The following is an 18,258-nucleotide window of genomic DNA, read 5'->3' as shown; positions in this document are numbered from 1 at the left end:
GAGTCCCGCCAAGAGCGCGGGAGCGGCCCGGTGAGAGGTGGATTCCCTCGGGAGCCGATCCACGTGACCACGTGCTTTCGGGTGTTCCACCCCAACGCCCGCCCTTCGCCGCATCCGCACCAGCATACATACCAAGATCACACAAAGCCCCTCGGGAATCTTGGCAATCTTGAAAAAGGATGCGATAGGCCGCAAAACCCCATAATTGCGACTTTCGTAATTAAATCACCTATGGGCGCTGTGATTCACTTGGGCGGCAATTAGCCAGTTAGGCCCTCCTTGCTGTGGAGCCCCCCCATGCGCCTCCCGCTCGTCAGACGTGCCGCCCTTGTGAGTCCCGTACTCGCGCTGTCGTTCCTGGCCGGTTCATTCTTCCCCGCAGACGCCGCTCTGGTGACTCCCGTCCCGGTCTTCACCGATGACCCGTACGCGAACGTCACCCCTCCCGACTACAAGTTGAGCTACGCCCTGAACCAGGCCGTGATCCGAGCCCAGGCCAACCCCGATGCCTACGCCACCCCTTACGTCAGCGCCGGGGTGGTCATCGCCCCCGTGACCACTGCGGACGTGGTGCAGGAGGCCGGGCAGCCGCTGGTGCTGCCCCCTCAGCTCACCCCGCCGGACGACGGCACAGCGGACCTGGGGTCGGTCCCCCCGCCGCAGGACAAGGAGAACGTCCCGGCCGCGGCCCCCGCGGCGCGGACCACGGCGAACGGAGCCGATGCGACGGTCGCGCAGAAGAAGGCGGAGGCGGCGGCCCCGCAGGCGGTCGTCGGCGACCCGTGGCTCGTCTACCCCAAGGTGAAGATGGTCGGCTACAGCGCGAACCGGCTCGAAGCGATCAAGGATGAGATCATCGCGCTGCCCTCCGCCGACCTGCCCGGCGTCGACCAGGTGACCAACACCTACGTCCAGGTGGAGCAGGACCGGGTCGTGGTGGAGGCTACCCAGGCATCCCTGGAGTTCCGAACCGCTCTGGCGACCCGCTACGGTACCGACGCCGTCGCCGTCCGGCTCGTCGCCGACCCGGGCCCCGACGAGCCCAGTGGCCGACTGAACGACACGAGCGTGGGCGGATTCTACGGCGGCGCCAGCATCGAGAACTGCACGAACGCCTTCTCCTGGCGCTACAGCGGCTACCAGGCCATGCTCACCGCGGGACACTGCACCTCGCTGAACGGATCGGTCTACACACCCGCCGAGTACATGGGCACGGTGGTGAAGGACACCTGGGCCAACAGTTCCGGCACCGTATACATCGACGGGCAGAGCACCTACCACGGCGACGTGTCCCTGATCAAGCTGAGCGGCAGCAAGACGAGCGCCGCACGTATCTACGTCGGCTCGAAGAGTTCCTCCTCCAGCCGTGCGGTGGCGGGAATGTGGTCGCGGCGGGCCGGTAACGGGGACCAGTACTGCACAGGTGGCAAGGCCGCGGGCGAACTGTGCGGCTGGAAGGTCAACGCCGTCAAGATCAATGTGCGCTACAGTAGCGGCACCTACGCCAGGAACCTGATCCGCGGCACCAAGCAGGGCCAGTGCATCATCAAGGGGGACTCCGGCGGCCCGGTCTACACGGTGAACTCGGCCGGCAAGGTCGTCGCCAAGGGCGTCAACAGCGGCTCCGGCGGTGGCGGCTCCGACAACTGGGGCGGCGCACTCGACCCGTGCAGGCACTACTTCACTGACATCTATGAGGCCTACTACGGCTTCCCCGGCGTCATCGCAACGAGCTGAACCACGTGAGCAAGGCCCGGGCCGCCGAGGGACATCGGCCGCCCGGGCTTCGCCGTCTCTCCGGATATCCTCCGAATCGACCTGCTGAACGGGCGGCGTCGCCTCTCACGGCTGCTGAGGGGTGCCACAGGCCGGGAAGCAGATGCCGCATGGCCGGAAACCGGCCGCCTCGGCCTGCCCTCGATTCGGAAAGCGGAGCACGTCGTGAAGGGCGTAGCCCTGCGCCTCGCCGCCGGACCGGCCTGCCTGTAGCCCCCAGCAGTCCTCGGTCACGTGGTAGGCGTCGCCCGCCCCGGTGGCGACCAGTTCGTTCACCGGCCGGGCCTCCTTTGAACGCATTCGGGTGTGTGGCCGGCCGTGTTCAGCCGTTCGGTTGCCAGGGTGGGGTCTGGCCCCAGTGCCAGCGGGGTACGTCGGCCGCGTTGAGTGGAGGGGGGTTTTCGCCTGAGTAGATCAGGGCCATGCGGGTTCCCCACTCGATGTAGTAGGTGAACACCGCGCGGAACTCCGGGTCGGTCGGCAGGCCGACCTCGTCGGCCGTGTCCTGCAGGAGGTCGACCCAGCGGCGGCGCTGTGCCTCGGTGATGCCGCGACCCAGGTGCATGCGTGCCATGTGCGGGTGGCCGCCACGCTCGGCGGAGTAGGTCGCTGGACCGCCGAAGACCTCTCCGAGCCACATGGCGACGTGCCGCGGGTGATGCTCGTCCATGCCGGCGAAGACGGGGGCGAGGAGCGGGTCCTTCATGACGTGGCCGTAGAAGACCTCGGTGAGGCGGTTCAGCGCCTTCTCGCCGCCCATCCATTGGTAGATGGTGGGCACGCCGGACGCGGGCTCGTTCACCTGCTGCTCGGTCACGGCTGCTCCTGTTCTGCGGCATTGCCGGGGCCGGCGACGTCGGTGAGAAGGTGGTGCTGCATCTCCTCGATCGCCCTCATGTACGGGCGGACCGCGCTGAAGAAGGCGGGCTCGTACCTCTCGCGGGGCGAGGAGCACAGCGATGTAATCATGTAAGCAAGAGTCTTCGCAAGCTTCCTGCGGGTAAGTGGTGAACCGGAGAATGGCGTGGCCCAGACCGTCGACTGATACAGGTGGATCGGCGGGCAGTGGGTGACCAAGAGGCTGACGCCGGCGTGGTGGTCGCTGAGAGTGGGGGACGACACCTATCTCCAGTCTCCACGGACGTCGTGTCGAGGACCCGTCGTGTCGGGTAACGGGTGGCTCAGGTTGGGTGGGGAGAATCCGTGATGATTGATCCGGCTTTGGACCATCTTGTTTATGCGGGTCCGGACCTCGCGGCGGCGGTGGCGCGGGTCGCGGAGGTGACGGGGGTGCGGCCGGTCGAAGGTGGGCCGCATCCGGGACTGGGCACGCGCAACTTCCTGCTCGGGCTCGGCGGCCGGGCCTACCTGGAGATCATCGGTCCCGATCCCGGCCGGCCGGCTCCCGAGCGGCCTCGTCCGTTCGGGATCGACGAGCTGACCGCCCCGGCGCTGGCCGGGTGGGCCCTCGCGGTCGAGCCCGGTGGACTGGACGAGCGGGTGGCGAAGGCGAGGCGGGCGGGGTACGACCCGGGCGAGCCCGCCGCCATGTCGCGGCGCAGGCCGGACGGCACCCTGCTCGCCTGGCGGCTCACCCCGCTGCGGAGCGGGCCGTTGCCCTTCCTCATCGATTGGGGGACCACCGCCCATCCCTCCGTCGGACTGCCGGTCGTGCCGCTGAGGTCGCTGGCGATCATCCATCCCGCACCAGAGACGATCCGGCCGACGCTGACCGCACTGGGGGCGGCCGTCACCATCCGGGCAGGTGAACGTCCGGCACTGCTGGCAGAGATCGGTGCGGACGATCGAGCCTGCGCTCTGCACTGACCGGGCCGATCGGCGGACGGCTCGCCGTGCCGCCACTCGTCCGTTCACGGCATCACGGTTCTGTTCACGCCGTTCGCCGGAAGCATGGCGCTCCGGTCACGGACCGCACGGTATGGGGAGTACACCGGCCCACCGATGAGTGAAGGGAGTGCACCGGCTGACCGTACTGACCGCAGAGGTCAGGTACGGGGCGAGCGCGGCGGGCGAGTACGACATTCTCACCTGCGACCGCCCGCGCTGCGGCCTGTGACCGATCGCGGCGTCCGTCTCAGGATCGGCGGGCTCGGTGGCGGCGTACGGCGTCGCGGTTGGAGCAGCGGGGTGAGCAGTAACGCTGGGCGCCGCCTCTGGACACGTCCACGTACACCCGGTCGCAGCCTTCCCGGGCGCAGCGGCCGAGCCGGGACATTCCCCGGCCGGTCAGGTGGAGGGCGGTCCCCACGGCGACCAGGGCCTGGAGCACTTCTCCGAGCGGCAAGCCGTTGTCGCGGTAGTGCAGGTGCCAGCCGCTCCCGCCGTGGTCGGTCAGGCGGGGGTGGGCGGTCGCCGTCGCGAGCAGGCGGTTCACCAGCTCCGCTCGCCGCCGGTCGTCGACGGCGTCGACGATCTCCGTCCACCGCTCGATGAGGTCCAGCGTGCGGGTGAGGTCTTTCCCGTCCGTCGGCATGTCCACCACGAGACCGGCGCCCAGGCATCGTTCGACCAGTTCGTCGAGGGAGCCGGGCGGGAGGTTGGTCAGGTCGGCCATGAGGCACACGGCGTCCTGCCCGTAAGGGTTGAGATGCACAATGCCATTACATCACGCTGGTCTCATGAACGACCATGGCGAGCACACCTGGCGGACCCGTTCTCATCACCACACCAGCGAAGGCTCGGTGTACTACCAGTTCTGCCACTGCGGGCTATGGCGCGTCGTCGCCAGGCCCTCACCGCACCTGGCGGAGGCGGCCGGGTGGCCGGTCCTCCACCAGGAACGGCGGAACAGCACGTCAGAACGTCGAAACGGCATGTAGGGACGCCGGAACGCCGGCTGAGATCGCCTCGGTCGTGCTGTTCCTATCGATGCCGCGAGCGGCTACATCAACGGCATCGTCATCGTCATCGTCGGTGAGCCCAGTGTGTTGCCGGAGTAGCACACCCGGCGCACCGGACACACGGCGCTTTCCATGGACGGCCTCGATGGCCTGGAAGAGCGGGGCCGGGCCCGGCTCTCGCCAGTGGAGAAGAGCGTGGCCGGGCCCGGCTCCCGTCGGTGGGAGCCGGGCCCGGCGCGAAGGGAAGGTCAGTACTGGCGGTGCTCGTCGGTCGCGCGGTTACTGGGGTTGTAGGTGCAGTAGAAGGTGCCGCCGAACGTGTTGTGGTCGTACGCCGCGGTCTTCTTGCAGTCGTTGCAGTCCCAGAAGGATTGAATGAAGGTGCTGTTCGGCCGGGCGGAGGTCGGCAGGTTGCACGAGTTGGCCAGGATCCGGGCCGCCGAGCTCGTCCGCGCCGCCGAGGCGGTGGAGGCCGAGACCGGTGTGGGCGCGACGAACAGAGCGGTGGCCGTGAGAGCCGCCGCGGCGGCGGCCGCTCCCGTGAGCCGTCGGCGAGTAGCGGTGCGCATGGCATTCCTCCTGTGGTTGCGATGACCGGACTGTGGTTCCGGACGACCGAAGTCGACCTTGGTCACGAGCCTGTCGAGGCCCGGGGGAATCCACAAAGCCTTTCGGACCTCGCCGAAACACCGTTCCGCCGTGCCGTCACGGGGACGCAGGCGCGTGAAGATCGCCGGTGCGGGAAGATCGGGCGAATGATGCGTCTGCACTTCACCGCCGCCGACCTTCGTCTCATCACCTTCGCGCCGGCCCCGAACGCGCTGCTGGAGAGCGCTCTGAGCGTCCGCCGGCCATCCTGCGCCACCTGGTCGCGCCCCGAGGTCAGGGAGTGGCGCCGCTCGGTGGGCGACGGTTCGATCGACCGCGCGGGGGTGCTGGCGGACATGGTGCCCGAACAGAGCTTCATGCCGGACCTGTTGCTCCAGCCGGAGGCCGACGACCTGGCCGCGGCGGTGGAACTGGCGAAGAACACTCCGATGGAGCAGGTCATGGCCGACCTGAGCCTGCTTCCCCCGCCGGCCGCGGGCGGGTCGTGGCGGCGCGGGCTGGCAGAAGGCGAGGCCGTCGCGTGGCGGACGCTCACCGGTGACCTGTACGACTACTTCTCCTCCTCGCTGGCCCCCTTGTGGCCGAGGATCCACGACGCGGCCGCCGCGGACCGCGCGCTGCGCGCCGAGACGCTGCTGCGCGGCGGCACCGACGCCCTGCTGGCCACGTTGAGCCTGCACTGCCGCTGGGAGCCGCCGGTCCTGCACGTCCAGGTGGCGGGCGAGTACGACGTCCGGCTCTGCGGGGACGGGCTGCTGCTGGTCCCGTCGTTCTTCGCCGCCGGCCCGCTCATGATGTACCGGCCCGGCCGTGCCACCGTGCTGGTGTATCCGATGCACGCCGGGGGCCGGCCGGCCGCCGCGGCGGACGCGCTCGGCCCTCTGCTCGGCCGCACCCGGGCCGCCGTGCTGGCCACATTGCGGCACCCGGCCACGACCAGCGCACTCGCCGACCGACTCGCGATCTCGCGGGCCTCCGCCAGTGAACACGCCACCGTGCTGCGCGAAGCGGGCCTGCTCTCGACCACCCGGATGGGCAGCGCCGTCCTGCACTCCTTGACCCCGCTGGGCGCGGCCCTGCTCGCCGGCGACTCCGCCAAAGGCTGACAGCACGCGACTTCGATGAGCGCTCCGCTTCCGGCCGGCCGACGTCGACGCGCAGGAGACATACCCGGTCCGATGTCGGGCGCGGGAGGTCACTGGCCACGAGCAGGATCATTGTCGGGAGGGAGGTGTTCGGGGGGAGGTGAGGGTGGTCCACGCGGCCAGCGCGCAGTCGATGATCGTCTCCAGGCGTGTCCGGCCGGCTCCGTCGCGGGATTGGACGGCCATGCCTTGCAGGACGGTGGCGTAGAAGGCGGCGACGGCGTCGATGTCCGTGCCGGGGGTGACGTCGCCCTCCTCGATTCCCCGTTCCAGCCGCCGCCGGAAGGACGACGGCACGAGCGCGCGGCGTTCGGCGAGGAAGTCGCGCAGCCCGGCGTTCGCGGTCGTGCCGGTGAGAGCCGACAGCACCACCATGCAGCCCGGCGGCGTGGCCGGATCGGCGAACCTGTCGGCGTTGATCCGGAGGGCGCGGGCGATGCCCTCCCGGGCGGTCGCCGAGGCTTCCAGGCACCGCAGCGGCTCGGCGCCCTGTGTCGCCCCGTACAGCTCGACGGCCTCCCGGAACAGGTGCTCCTTGGACCCGAAGCAGGCGTAGATGCTGGCGGAGGCGATGCCCATGGCGGCGGTGAGGTCGGCCATCGAGGTGCTCTCGTACCCGTGCTCCCAGAACGTCAGCATCGCCTGGCGGAGCGCCAGGTCTCGATCGAAGCCACGCGGCCTGCCGCGTTCCGCCACGCCCGCCACCTTTCTTTGTCGATTGACCAATATATCCCTTGACCGGCTCGGGCGCATCCTGGTACCTATTTCTTTGCTGATCGACAAAGAAATGGGGAGACGTGACCGAACTGACCGGCAAGGTGGCGTTGGTGACGGGGGGCGGCCGCGGCATCGGCGCGGCGATCGCCCTGCGACTGGCGCAGGACGGGATGGACGTGGCCATCACCTACGCCCACGCCGCCGAGGAGGCAGAGAGGGCCAAGCGCATCGAGACCGCCGGCGGCCGCGCACTGGTGATCGAGGCGGACTTCGCCGACCCGCACGCGGCCGTCGCGGCGGTCGAGCGGACCGCGAGGGAGTGGGGCCGGATCGACGTCCTGGTCAACAACGCGGCGGCGTTCGTCGCCGCGGAACTGGGACAGATCACGCCTCAGGAGGTCGACCGGGTGCTGGCGGTGAACGTGCGGTCGGTCTTCCTGGCCTGCCAGGCGGCGGCCCGGCACATGGGCGCGGACGGCCGCCTGATCAACATCGGCACCTGCGTGACCGAACGCGTCCCGGGGCCGGGAATGACCCTGTTCGCGATGAGCAAGTCCGCGCTCGCGGGCCTCACCAAGGGGCTGGCCCGCGATCTCGGTCCGCGGGGCATCACCGCCGTCCTCGTCCATCCCGGCCCGATCGACACCCACGCGAATCCGGCCGGCGGGCCGCAGGCGGCCGGATTCAGCGGCGCGACCGCGCTGGGCCGCTACGGCGCCGTCGACGACATCGCCTCCACCGTCGCGCACCTGGCCGGCGAGGGAGGCCGCTACATCACCGGGTCCGCCATCAGCGTCGACGGAGGCTTCGCCGCCTGACCCGGGGCTCCGTCCCCGAGTCCGCCGCCCGGACGCGCGGCCGCCCCCGGACGGTCATCCTGAGGCGCAGGTGGCGCCGTTCAGGGTGAAGGCGGTGGGAGAGGGGTTGCTGCCGGAGTAGACGCCGTTGAAGCCGAGCCACAGGACCTGGCCGGGTTGAATGATCTTGCTCCAGGACTGGTCGGTCGCGGAGACGGTCGTGCCGGACTGGGCCCAGACGGCGGACCAGCCCGAGGTCAGGCGCTGGGTGGTGAGGGGGAAGTCGAACGCCAGTCGCCATCCGTCGATCGGCGTGCTGCCGGTGTTCTTGACGTTGACCACGGCGATGAAGCCGGTCGCCCACGTTGTGGCGTCGTAGGTGACCGCGCACGCCACGGAGGGCGTCGGTGTCGCGGTCGGTGTCGCGGTCGGTGTCGCGGTGGGCGTCGCGGACGGTGTGGGTGAGGGGGCGGTGTAGGTGGCCGGGTCGGACGGAGGGCTCAGCAGGGTGCCGGCCGTGTTGCGGGCGATCACCTGGAAGGTGTACGAGGGCTCGGCGCCGATGCTCGCCAGGGTGCGCGGGATCACGCTGTCGATGGAGTAGCTCCACTCGGCGGAGGAGCGGCGGAAGGCGATGAAGACCACCGAGTTGCCGGCGTCCTCGGTGGACCACGTCAGCGTGACGTTGCCCGTGCCGAGCCCGGAGCCGATGCGCAGGTTCGTGGGCGCGTGCGGGATCGCCGGCGCGGGGGACGGGCCCGGGGTCGGCGGCTCGACCATGGCCGTGGCCTTGGTCAGCAGGCTCGGCACGCTCCTGTTGCCGGCGGCGTCCACGGCGACCACGTAGAACAGGTAGTCCCGGCCTGGCGTGAGGTCGTACACCTCGGCGGTGACCGCAGTGGTCGACGACGCGGTGGTGATGCGCGCGTGGGCCAGGGCGAACGGGACGTTCGCGGGGGTGCCGTACGCCCAGGCGTACACCTGGTACCCGGTGACCCCGACGTCGTCGCTCGACGGCGCCCAGGTCAGGCCCGCCACGCCGTTGAGGTACACGTTACGGGGGGAGGGCGCGCCGGGTTCGCTGGGCGGCGTCGTGTCGGCGGCGCCCGCACCGTTCGCCGCCGAGCCGAGGACGTCGCCCGAGGCGGGCAGCGACCCCGAGCCGACGGCGGCTCCCGGTACGGCCGGCGGGCCCGAGCCGACGGCGGCTCCCGAGGCGGGCAGCGGGACGGCGCCGAGGGCGGCCGCCGTGGCGACGGCCGCACAGCCTGCGATCAGGAGGTCACGTAACGCGGCCCCACGGGGACGGGGGAAGGGCATGGGGAGCCTCTCTCGACGGGCGGACGAGGCCCGGGCGGGCCTTCGTCCGCGACGTGCCGGTCAGGTGCGAGGTGTGCTCGGATGCGAGGTGTGCCGGTCAGGCGTGAGGTGTGCCGGTGAAGTGAGAGGTGGGTCGTTCTCATGCGAGGTGGTGCGGTCGGCCGCCCGCTCCAGCGGTGGGCGGCCGCCCTGAGGTGTCAGCCCGAGGTGCATGGGGCGCCGTTGAGGGTGAAGGCGGTGGGGGAGGGGTTGGCGCCGGAGGAGGTGCCGTTGAAGCCGATCTTCAGGGACTGGCCGGGGTTGATGGTCTTGTTCCATGCGGTGTTGACGGCGGAGACGGCCGTGCCGGACTGGGCCCAGGTGGCCGACCAGCCCGAGGTCAGGTGCTGGGTGGTCAGCGGGAAGGAGAAGGCCAGCCGCCAGCCCGAGATCGGAGCGCCGCCGGTGTTCTTGATCGTGACGTCGGAGGTGAAGCCGGTCGCCCAGCTCTTCGCCGCGTAGGTGATCGCGCACGTGCGGGGCGCGGAAGGGGTCGCCGAGGGGGTCGTGGGCGGCGTCGGAGTCGTGGGCGGGGTGGGGGAGGGCGACGGATGGGGGTTGACGTAGGTGACGGCGTTGGACGGGTTGCTGAGATTGCCCGCGTCGTCCCGCGCCGCCACCTGGAAGGTGTAGGACGCCTCGCCGCCGATCGGTACCACGAAGGTGCGCGGAAGCGGACTGTCGTCCCCGCGCCACCATCGGGTGGAGGAGCGGACGAACACCGGCCAGTGCGTCTCGGGCGTGTAATCGCTGGTCGACCACTGCAGCGACACGATGCCGGTATCGGGCCCGTCGAAGACGCGCAGGTCCCAGGGCTGGGGCAGCGTCGACGGGCCGGGGGACGACGCGGTCGGAGGCTCCGACATGGCCCTGTTCATCGCCAGGAGGCTCGGCACGCTCCGGTTTCCGGCGGCGTCGATCGCCACGACGTAGAACACGTAGGAGCGATCGGGCGTGAGGTAGAACACGTCGGCGTTCACCGTGGTGGCCGTGTGGGTGAAGTCCGCCTGGACGCGGCTGAACGATTGGTCCGAGCCGTATGTCCAGGCGTAGATGTCGTACCCGGTGACCCCGACGTCGTCGGTCGACTGCGTCCAGGTGAGGCCGGCCACCCCGTTGCGGTAGACGGTGCGGGGGGTGAGCCCGGTCGGCTCGCTGGGCGGAGTGGTGTCGGCTGCGATCTGGGCCGCGTCGTAGGCGGCGCCCACGGCGCCCACGGCGGGCACCTGCCGCGCGACGGAAACCGGGCCCGAGACGGCGCCGGAGGCGGGCACCAGGCCGCCGCCGAGCATGACCGCCGTGACGGCGGCCGTGACGACGGCCGTACAACCCGCGATCAGAAGGCCACGCGACGCGGTCCCCCGTGAACGTGGAAAGGGCATGAGAAGCCTCTCTCGTCGGGCGGGCAGACCCAGGACGGGCCCGCCCGCTGGGTGCAGGGTCAGAGCTGGTGCTGGTGCTGCCGGACGCGCGGGCGACGCCTGCATGCCACCGGCCGTCGGATCAGGAGCGCCCCCCGTCAGACGCGCTCGCGACCGGTTCGTCGCATCGGCTCCCCCGAGCGGGACGGCGACACGCGTGCCGTCCATCCTCGATCGTGCGCCGCGGGCGAGACCCGGTCCACCCCTCGTCGTGACCGGCGGTCTCCCATGACAGGTCACAGGTGGGGCGGCGGTCACGCGGAGCTGAAAGTTTCAGCCGGATGCGTAGGACATGCCCGGTCTTCGCGGGCGGTTTCGCCAGGCGAAAAACAGGGGAGAGTGGGTCAACTCCTCCTATAGCGTGACCCAAGTGATTACCACGGTGGGTTCTGCCGCGCTGACCGGGGCGCGGACATGTTGAGCCGGTTGTTGCGGGTCCATCTGCGGCCCTATTCGGCGGCACTGGTAGCGGTGGTCGCGTTGCAGCTCGTGGGGACCATAGCGTCTCTGTACCTGCCGAGCCTGAACGCCGACATCATCGACAAGGGGGTCGCCACCGGGGACACCGGCTACATCGTCGGCACCGGTGGCTGGATGCTGACGGTGTCGCTGGTGCAGATCGCCTGCTCGATCGCGGCGGTGTACTACGGGGCCAAGGTCGCGGCCGGGTTCGGGCGCGACGTGCGGGGCGCGGTCTTCCACCGCGTGGTGGGGTTCTCCACCCGTGAGGTCGCCCAGTTCGGGGCGCCTTCGCTGATCACGCGCAGCACCAACGACGTGCAGCAGGTGCAGATGCTCGTCGTGATGACGTGCACCATGCTGGTCGCCGCGCCCATCATGTGCGTCGGCGGCATCATCATGGCGCTGCGGCAGGACATCGGCCTGTCGTGGCTGATGCTGGTCTGCGTCCCGGCGCTGCTCGTCTCGATCGGCCTGATCGTCTTCCGCATGGTGCCGCAGTTCCGCGCGATGCAGACCCGCATCGACGAGGTCAACCGGGTGCTCAGGGAGCAGCTGTCGGGCATCCGCGTGGTGCGGGCCTTCGTCAGGGAGCGCGAGGAGACGCGCCGGTTCGCCGACGCCAACCAGGCGCTGACCGACACCGCGCTGCGCGTCGGCCGGCTGACCGCGCTGATCTTCCCCGTCGTCATGCTCATCCTCAACGCCTCCAGCGTGGCGGTGCTGTGGTTCGGCGCGGCGCGGGTGGACAGCGGCGAGATCCAGGTCGGCGCGCTGACCGCCTTCCTCATGTACCTGATGCAGATCCTGATGTCGGTGATGATGGCCACCTTCATCTCGATCATGATCCCGCGGGCCGCCGTCTGCGCCGAGCGCATCGGCGAGGTGCTGGACACCGAGTCGTCGGTGCGCCCGCCGGACGAGCCGGTGCGCGACGCGGGCAGGCGGGCCGAGCTGGTGATGCGGGACGTGGAGTTCCGCTACCCGGGCGCGGCGGCGCCCGTGCTGTCGGGCATCTCCTTCCGCGCCGTCGCGGGGCAGACCACCGCCGTCATCGGCAGCACCGGGTCGGGCAAGACGACCCTGGTGTCGCTGGTGCCGCGGCTGTTCGACGCCACCTCCGGCACCGTGTCGGTCGACGGCGTCGACGTCCGCGACCTGGACCCGCAGCTGCTGTGGACGCGCATCGGCCTGGTGCCGCAGAAGCCGTACCTGTTCACCGGCACCGTCGCGAGCAACCTGCGGTACGGCAACCCGAACGCGACCGACGAGGAGCTGTGGGAGGCCCTGGAGGTCGCCCAGGCGCGCGACTTCGTCGAGGCGATGCCTGAGGGGCTCCAGGCGCCGATCACGCAGGGCGGCACGAACGTGTCCGGCGGGCAGCGGCAGCGGCTCTCGATCGCGCGGGCGCTGGTCAGCAAGCCCGAGATCTACCTGTTCGACGACTCGTTCTCGGCTCTGGACCTGGCCACCGACGCCCGGTTGCGCGCCGCCTTGCGTCCGCGCACCGCCGAGGCCGCCGTCGTCATCGTCGGCCAGCGGGTCTCCACCATCGCCGACGCCGACCAGATCATCGTCCTGGACGACGGCGTGATCGCCGGCATCGGGACCCATGACGAACTGCTGGCCTCCTGTCCGACCTATGTCGAGATCGTGGAGTCCCAGGTGACCGCGGGGAGCGCAGTATGAGCCGGGTTCCGGCCGACCGTCAGGAGGGCGGCGTGAGCGAGCGCCCCACCGCACCGGCAGACCAGGCCACACCCGCCGGGGGACCGGCCCAGGACGGCCAGGGGACGCAGGCCGGGCAGGGTGGACCGGGCGCCGCCGCGGGGGGCAGGCCGCTCGCGGCTCCGGTGCGCCCGCCCGCCGGAGGCGGACCGTTCGGCAGGGGGCCCTTCGGCGGCGCGGGGATGCCCGCGGAGAAGTCGATGAACTTCGGCCCCTCCGCGCGCCGGCTGATCCGGCGGCTGGACCCCGAACGCCCTCGCATCCTGGCCGTCATCGCGCTGGCCGTGATCAGCGTCGTGTTCGCCGTCATCGGGCCGAAGATCCTCGGCCGCGCCACCGACATCATCTTCAGCGGCGTGATCGGCCGGCATCTTCCGGCGGGGACGACCAAGGAGCAGGCCGTCGAGGGCGTCCGGGCCTCCGGCAACGGCAACCTCGCCGACATGCTCGCGCGCATGGACCTGGTGCCCGGCCACGGCATCGACTTCGGCGCGCTCGCCACGGTGCTGACCTGGGCCCTGGTGCTGTACGTCGCGGCCTCGGCCTTCAGCTGGCTGCAGAACTACCTGCTCAACGACGCGACGCAGCGCACCATCTTCCGGCTGCGGTCCGACGTCGAGGACAAGATCAACCGGCTGCCGCTGAAGTTCTTCGACGGCCAGCCGCGCGGCGAGCTGCTCAGCCGGGTCACCAACGACATCGACAACGTGTCGCAGACCCTCCAGCAGACGTTGAGCCAGCTTCTCACCTCGCTGCTGACCGTCATCGGCGTGCTGGTGATGATGTTCGTGATCTCGCCGCTGCTCGCGGTCATCGCCCTGGTCACCATCCCGGTGTCGATGGTCGTCACCGGCCAGGTGGCCAAGCGCTCGCAGAAGCACTTCGTCGCCCAGTGGGCGCACACCGGCACCCTCAACGCCCACATCGAGGAGGCGTTCACCGGCCACGAGCTGGTCAAGGTGTTCGGGCGCGGCCCGGAGGTCGAGGAGGTGTTCCGCGAGCGCAACGAGGACCTGTACAAGGCGAGCTTCGGCGCCCAGTTCATCTCCGGGATCATCATGCCGGTCATGATGTTCATCGGGAACCTGAACTACGTCGCCATCGCCGTCGTCGGCGCCCTGCGCGTCGCCACCGGGGCGATGAGCCTCGGCGACGTCCAGGCGTTCATCCAGTACTCCCGGCAGTTCACCCAGCCGCTGACGCAGGTCGCCTCGATGGCCAACCTGCTGCAGTCGGGGGTGGCCTCGGCGGAGCGGGTCTTCGAGCTGCTGGACGCCGAGGAGCAGGCCCCCGACCCCGCCGACGCGGCGCCGCCCGCCGACCGGCGCGGCCGGGTCGAGTTCGAGCACGTGTCGTTCCGCTACAACGCCGACCAGCCGCTCATCGAGGACCTCTCGCTGGTGGCCGAGCCCGGTCACACCATCGCGATCGTCGGCCCGACCGGCGCGGGGAAGACCACCCTGGTCAACCTCATCATGCGCTTCTACGAGCTGGACGCGGGACGCATCACCCTGGACGGCGTCGACATCACCGCGATGCGCCGCGACGACCTGCGCTCCCAGATCGGCATGGTGCTCCAGGACACCTGGCTGTTCGGCGGCACCATCCGCGACAACATCGCCTACGGCGACCCGCGGGCCACCGAGGAGCAGATCCAGGCCGCTGCGCGGGCGACCTACGTCGACCGGTTCGTCCGCACGCTGCCCGACGGCTACGACACCGTGATCGACGAGGAGGGGAGCAACGTCAGCGCCGGCGAGAAGCAGCTGCTCACCATCGCGCGGGCGTTCCTGGCCGACCCGTCCCTGCTCATCCTGGACGAGGCGACCAGCTCGGTGGACACCCGCACCGAGGTGCTGGTGCAGCACGCGATGGCCGCGCTGCGCAGCGACCGCACCAGCTTCGTCATCGCCCACCGGCTGTCCACCATCCGCGACGCCGACCTGATCCTGGTGATGGAGGCCGGGAGCATCGTCGAGCACGGCACCCACGACGAGCTGCTCGCCGCCCGCGGCGCCTACCACCGCCTGTACTCGGCGCAGTTCAGCGGCGCCCTGGTGGCGGCCGACGGCGACATGGCCGGGTGAGTCCACCTCCGGCGGTGGACCATCGCTCGGCGGTGGCCACCGGGCCGGCGGTGGGCCACCGCCGGAGGTGGGCCGCGCTTGGCGGTGGGCCACCGGGCCGGCGGTGGGCCACGGGTCGCAGGTCTGTCGCGGTCTTCACCGATTCCTCGGTGACGCCGTGATTGCTACCGTTTACCGGTGGTCGCCTACACCGACGCGCGCCGGCGGCTGAGCGCCCTGGTACGGGGCGCCCGGCCCGGCGGACCGGTCGTCGTCGTCAACCTCTGCGGGCCGGTCGGCGTGGGCAAGAGCCGGCTGGCCTCGGCGCTGGTGGCCGGTGGCGGCGCGGTCGGTCCGCTCGTGGTCGACGGCGTCGACCACGACGGGCACGCTGAGGCCGTCCGCGAACTGCTCGCCGGCGTGGCGCCGGGCACGTGCGTGCTGGTCGTCGGGCGCAGGCCGCTGGTGTCCCGGCCCGGCTGGTCCGACCGGCCGGTCGAGACGGTGCCGCTGTCCCCGTGGAGCCGGACGGCCGTGCGCAGGTTCGCGCGCTCGCGGGGTGTGCGCGACCCGGCCCGGCTCGACCTGGTCGCCGACCTGTCCGGCGGCATCCCGCTCATCGCCGACCGGCTCCTGTGCGCGCTCGCCGGGGGCGGGCACGCGGACGTTCTGGGAGGTCCGGCGGACGTTCTGGGAGGTCCGGCGGACGTTCTGGGGGGTCTGGCGGACGTCGTGGCGGGGGAGCTGCTGCGGCGGCTCGCCGTCGAGACCGCCGGCCCGCCGCCCGGCGCGCTGCCGGTCGTGGCCACCGTGGGCGGTGCGGACGCCGACCTGCTGGCCGCGCTCGTGCAGGGGACGCCCGCCGACTTCGACCGGCTCAGCGCTTTGAGCGTCGTACGGCCGGAGGCGCACGGGCTGGTCGTGGTCGAGCCCTTCCGCACGATCTTCGAGCTGGCCTACCGGTGGCGGCACCCGGTCACGGCCCGCACGCTTCTGGACAAGGGCTCCGCGCACCGGCGGCGTCAGATCACCCGCACCGGTGACCCGGGCGTGCGCGCCAAACTGGCCGACCAGGTGCTGCACATGTCCGCCCATCCCCAGGTCCGCCCGATCTTCTTCCCGCCCGTGCCGGGGCCGCTGCGCGTCAGGGCGGCGGAGGCGGCGGACGAGGACGACATCGTCCGGCTGACCCGCCAGTGGGCCGGCATGGAGGCGCTCGACCCGCGCCGCGCCGACCGGATGCTGGAGCTGTGGATGACCACCCCCGGCAGCCGGTTCGACCTGGTCGTCGACGGCGACGACCGGCCCCTGGGCATGACGAACATGACGGGCATCGGCGCCGGGGCCGCGCCGCTGCTGGAGGCGCTGCTCCAGCAGCACGCGCCGCCGCCGGCCCCCTCGCCCGGCGGCGACGGCTCCGCCGGCGTCGTCCTGGGGATGCTGGTCACCGCGCCCCGCCGCCCGGCGGCGCGCGCCGTCATGCTGCGGCACATCCTGGCCACCGCCATGGCGAGCGGCAGGGTGGTCGTCTCCACGCCGTGGGCGCCGTACCAGCGGCTGTCGGAGCGCATGGGCCTGGTCCGGATGGGAGAGACCCGCGACGACCTGTTCCGCTGCGGACGCAGGAGCGGCGTCTTCGCGCGCTCGTTCACCCCGCGCAACCTGCCCGGCTGGCTGCGGCAGCTCGAACGGGGCGCCGTCCCCGCCGAGGACGACGCGCTTGCGGAGGCGGTGCGCGCCGCCCTCGCCCGGCTGGGCGACCCGCGCCGGCCGGCCGAGGGCCCGCTGGCCGCGATGCCCGGGCTGGGGTCGCCCGAGGCGATCGCGGCCTTCGTCCGGCGGCAGGTGGAGGCGCTGGCGAACTCCGGCTCACCCGTGGACCAGGAGGCCGGGCGTGTGCTCAGCCTGTACTACCTTCGTGGCGGCATCGCGCACGAGGCGGCCGCCCACCGCCTGCACCTGAGCAGGGCGACCTACTTCCGCCGCCTGGACCACGGCGTCCGCCGCCTCACCGAGGCCCTGCGGGCCGCTACGCGTTGACCAGCGTGGAGGGGCCGAGCTCGGTGTTGTGCGGGCACCGCGCCAGCGACGTGTCGCGCCCCGGGCCGTAGGCCATGGTGCCGTTGACGTACACGACGGTGCCGCGGGGCGTCTCGCACGCGACCCGCAGATACCAGCCGGTCGGGGTCGGGTTGTTGCAGGTGGCCGAGACCTGCGGAATGGAGAGGTTGTAGCCGTAGACGCAGCTCGCCGGGTCGACGGCGGCAGCCGCCGGTGCGGCCGTGGTCGCGACGACGGCCGCGGCGCCGATCAGGGCGGCGGCCGCCCCGTTGCCGAACCCTCGGACGATGGACATGATGACCTCCTTCGTGGGCTTGTGCCCGGAACCTAACAGCCCGTGCCGGCCGTGAAGTCTCACAACCGTCTCAAGCCCCCGCCGCCCCCCGCAGGGGCGTCGGTGAAGCTCCGCTCGGCGTCGTGACCGCATGACAGGCCGGCCCGCGGTGCGCCGCACTGATGCGCTGTCCAGGAACGTTCACCGGCTCGGGCGCCGTAGCAGGCGCCGGCATCGCCGTACCACGACCCGCCGACCCGGCGCCCATCACGTCCAGCACATGGCGGGAGTGGGGGAGCCACCGTCGGTGCACGCGCGTGCTCACGTACTGGTGTCCCGTGCGGGATGTTCACCCGCACCCGGAGGCCGCAGGCGACATGGTTGACGCGCGCCGCGGTCAGCCGCGGGCCTGGGTGGTCTCCAGGCGGCGGATGATCGGGGTGAGCAGGGCGTTGAGCTCTCTGACCAGGGTGGTGACCGCGAGCGCGGCGGTGGAGGACAGCGTGTCGCTCGGGCCGTCGGGGGCGGGCGGCAGGGCGTCCAGCGGCAGGGGCGCGTCGATCACCAGGGTGGTGCGCAGGAACGGGTTCCGGGTGAGGTCCTGGTCGCTGGGCTCGAGGTACTGGCCGAAGGTCTGCGGCCACTCGCGCCAGCCGCGGTCGTGCCACCACTCGCGCGAGGCGGTGAGCTCCGCCGGCGGCGGCGAGACGAGGAGCACGCGGGCGGTGAGCGTGCCGTCCCAGGCGTTGCGGTCGCAGGCGGCGGACAGGATGCGCCGGTGGCGCCGCACGTAGGGCGGCGAGGGGGTGATGGCCAGCCGCCAGGCGGCGCACGCGAAGGTGACCGGGGCGATGTCGCCCCACGCGCCGTCGAACGCCGCGACGTTGTGCCGTACGTGCTCGGCGTACCGGCTTGACCCCTCGGAGGCGAGTTCGCGATCGTGGCCGTGGTCGATGCGGAAGGCGTCGTGCTCGCCCATGCTTCC

Annotated in this window: 17 protein-coding genes; 7 read left to right on the top strand and 10 right to left on the bottom strand. The window is 71.4% G+C overall.

Annotated features, from left to right (window positions below; genetic code table 11):
- The first annotated feature begins 330 nt into the window (after window positions 1-330).
- Entirely contained in the window at window positions 331-1,737 is a 1,407-nt protein-coding gene (locus ACFQSB_RS00325; RefSeq protein ID WP_380823658.1) for a trypsin-like serine protease, read from the top strand.
- A 105-nt stretch (window positions 1,738-1,842) separates the two neighbouring features.
- Here the strand turns inward: ACFQSB_RS00325 and ACFQSB_RS00320 are convergent, their stop codons facing one another.
- Genes ACFQSB_RS00320 through ACFQSB_RS00310 form a run of 3 tightly spaced genes read right to left on the bottom strand, consistent with a single transcriptional unit; the run spans window position 1,843 to window position 2,745 of the window.
- Window positions 1,843-2,052 carry a hypothetical protein gene (locus ACFQSB_RS00320; RefSeq protein WP_380823657.1) on the bottom strand — a complete coding sequence of 70 codons (210 nt, stop codon included), beginning with the start codon at window positions 2,050-2,052 and terminating at the stop codon, window positions 1,843-1,845.
- Between the two features lie 46 nt (window positions 2,053-2,098).
- Window positions 2,099-2,593 carry a group II truncated hemoglobin gene (locus ACFQSB_RS00315; RefSeq protein WP_380823656.1) on the bottom strand — a complete coding sequence of 165 codons (495 nt, stop codon included), beginning with the start codon at window positions 2,591-2,593 and terminating at the stop codon, window positions 2,099-2,101.
- Window positions 2,590-2,745: a hypothetical protein gene (locus ACFQSB_RS00310; protein ID WP_380823655.1), complete on the bottom strand. Its 156-nt coding sequence runs from the start codon at window positions 2,743-2,745 to the stop codon at window positions 2,590-2,592. The genes ACFQSB_RS00315 and ACFQSB_RS00310 overlap by 4 nt, the downstream gene beginning before the upstream one ends.
- A gap of 237 nt (window positions 2,746-2,982) precedes the next feature.
- On the opposite strand from ACFQSB_RS00310, the gene ACFQSB_RS00305 reads away from it, so the two are divergent.
- Window positions 2,983-3,603, top strand: a complete 621-nt coding sequence (locus ACFQSB_RS00305) for a VOC family protein (RefSeq protein ID WP_380823654.1) — start codon at window positions 2,983-2,985, stop codon at window positions 3,601-3,603.
- Between the two features lie 268 nt (window positions 3,604-3,871).
- Here ACFQSB_RS00305 and ACFQSB_RS00300 read toward each other — a convergent pair whose 3' ends face one another.
- Both ACFQSB_RS00300 and ACFQSB_RS00295 read right to left on the bottom strand, forming a co-directional pair.
- Window positions 3,872-4,390: a CGNR zinc finger domain-containing protein gene (locus tag ACFQSB_RS00300; RefSeq protein ID WP_380823653.1), complete on the bottom strand. Its 519-nt coding sequence runs from the start codon at window positions 4,388-4,390 to the stop codon at window positions 3,872-3,874.
- Between the two features lie 495 nt (window positions 4,391-4,885).
- Entirely contained in the window at window positions 4,886-5,206 is a 321-nt protein-coding gene (locus ACFQSB_RS00295) for a hypothetical protein (protein ID WP_354920541.1), read from the bottom strand.
- A gap of 186 nt (window positions 5,207-5,392) precedes the next feature.
- Here ACFQSB_RS00295 and ACFQSB_RS00290 point away from each other — a divergent pair, with 186 nt between their 5' ends.
- Entirely contained in the window at window positions 5,393-6,352 is a 960-nt protein-coding gene (locus tag ACFQSB_RS00290) for an ArsR/SmtB family transcription factor (protein WP_380823652.1), read from the top strand.
- 108 nt (window positions 6,353-6,460) lie between these two features.
- On the opposite strand, the gene ACFQSB_RS00285 is transcribed toward ACFQSB_RS00290, so the two are convergent.
- Window positions 6,461-7,087 carry a TetR/AcrR family transcriptional regulator gene (locus tag ACFQSB_RS00285; RefSeq protein ID WP_380823651.1) on the bottom strand — a complete coding sequence of 209 codons (627 nt, stop codon included), beginning with the start codon at window positions 7,085-7,087 and terminating at the stop codon, window positions 6,461-6,463.
- Between the two features lie 101 nt (window positions 7,088-7,188).
- On the opposite strand from ACFQSB_RS00285, the gene ACFQSB_RS00280 reads away from it, so the two are divergent.
- Window positions 7,189-7,926 carry an SDR family oxidoreductase gene (locus ACFQSB_RS00280; protein ID WP_380823650.1) on the top strand — a complete coding sequence of 246 codons (738 nt, stop codon included), beginning with the start codon at window positions 7,189-7,191 and terminating at the stop codon, window positions 7,924-7,926.
- A gap of 54 nt (window positions 7,927-7,980) precedes the next feature.
- Here ACFQSB_RS00280 and ACFQSB_RS00275 read toward each other — a convergent pair whose 3' ends face one another.
- Both ACFQSB_RS00275 and ACFQSB_RS00270 read right to left on the bottom strand, forming a co-directional pair.
- Window positions 7,981-9,225, bottom strand: coding sequence for a cellulose binding domain-containing protein (locus ACFQSB_RS00275; protein ID WP_380823649.1), 1,245 nt, complete (start codon window positions 9,223-9,225; stop codon window positions 7,981-7,983).
- A gap of 197 nt (window positions 9,226-9,422) precedes the next feature.
- The gene (locus ACFQSB_RS00270) at window positions 9,423-10,646 is read right to left on the bottom strand and encodes a cellulose binding domain-containing protein (RefSeq protein WP_380823648.1); all 1,224 of its coding nucleotides are present in this window, start codon (window positions 10,644-10,646) and stop codon (window positions 9,423-9,425) included.
- A 453-nt stretch (window positions 10,647-11,099) separates the two neighbouring features.
- Between ACFQSB_RS00270 and ACFQSB_RS00265 the strand changes: the two genes are divergently transcribed.
- The 3 genes from ACFQSB_RS00265 (at window position 11,100) to ACFQSB_RS00255 (ending at window position 16,978) form a co-directional block, all read left to right on the top strand.
- Complete coding sequence (locus ACFQSB_RS00265) at window positions 11,100-12,833, top strand: ABC transporter ATP-binding protein (protein ID WP_380823647.1); 1,734 nt, start codon at window positions 11,100-11,102, stop codon at window positions 12,831-12,833.
- Window positions 12,834-12,865: 32 nt separating this feature from the next.
- On the top strand, window positions 12,866-14,959 hold the full coding sequence (locus ACFQSB_RS00260) for an ABC transporter ATP-binding protein (protein ID WP_380823646.1): 2,094 nt from the start codon (window positions 12,866-12,868) through the stop codon (window positions 14,957-14,959).
- Between the two features lie 177 nt (window positions 14,960-15,136).
- Entirely contained in the window at window positions 15,137-16,978 is a 1,842-nt protein-coding gene (locus ACFQSB_RS00255) for a hypothetical protein (RefSeq protein WP_380823645.1), read from the top strand.
- Here the strand turns inward: ACFQSB_RS00255 and ACFQSB_RS00250 are convergent.
- Both ACFQSB_RS00250 and ACFQSB_RS00245 read right to left on the bottom strand, forming a co-directional pair.
- Complete coding sequence (locus ACFQSB_RS00250; RefSeq protein ID WP_380823644.1) at window positions 16,968-17,294, bottom strand: hypothetical protein; 327 nt, start codon at window positions 17,292-17,294, stop codon at window positions 16,968-16,970. The genes ACFQSB_RS00255 and ACFQSB_RS00250 overlap by 11 nt on opposite strands.
- 376 nt (window positions 17,295-17,670) lie before the next feature.
- Window positions 17,671-18,252 (bottom strand): hypothetical protein, encoded by a 582-nt coding sequence (locus ACFQSB_RS00245; protein ID WP_380823643.1) that lies wholly within the window; start codon window positions 18,250-18,252, stop codon window positions 17,671-17,673.
- Window positions 18,253-18,258: the final 6 nt, after the last annotated feature.

It is taken from the genome of Sphaerisporangium rhizosphaerae (genome assembly GCF_042665155.1).
GTDB lineage: Bacteria > Actinomycetota > Actinomycetes > Streptosporangiales > Streptosporangiaceae > Sphaerisporangium > Sphaerisporangium rhizosphaerae.
This window is presented reverse-complemented; position numbering and strand designations above follow the sequence as displayed.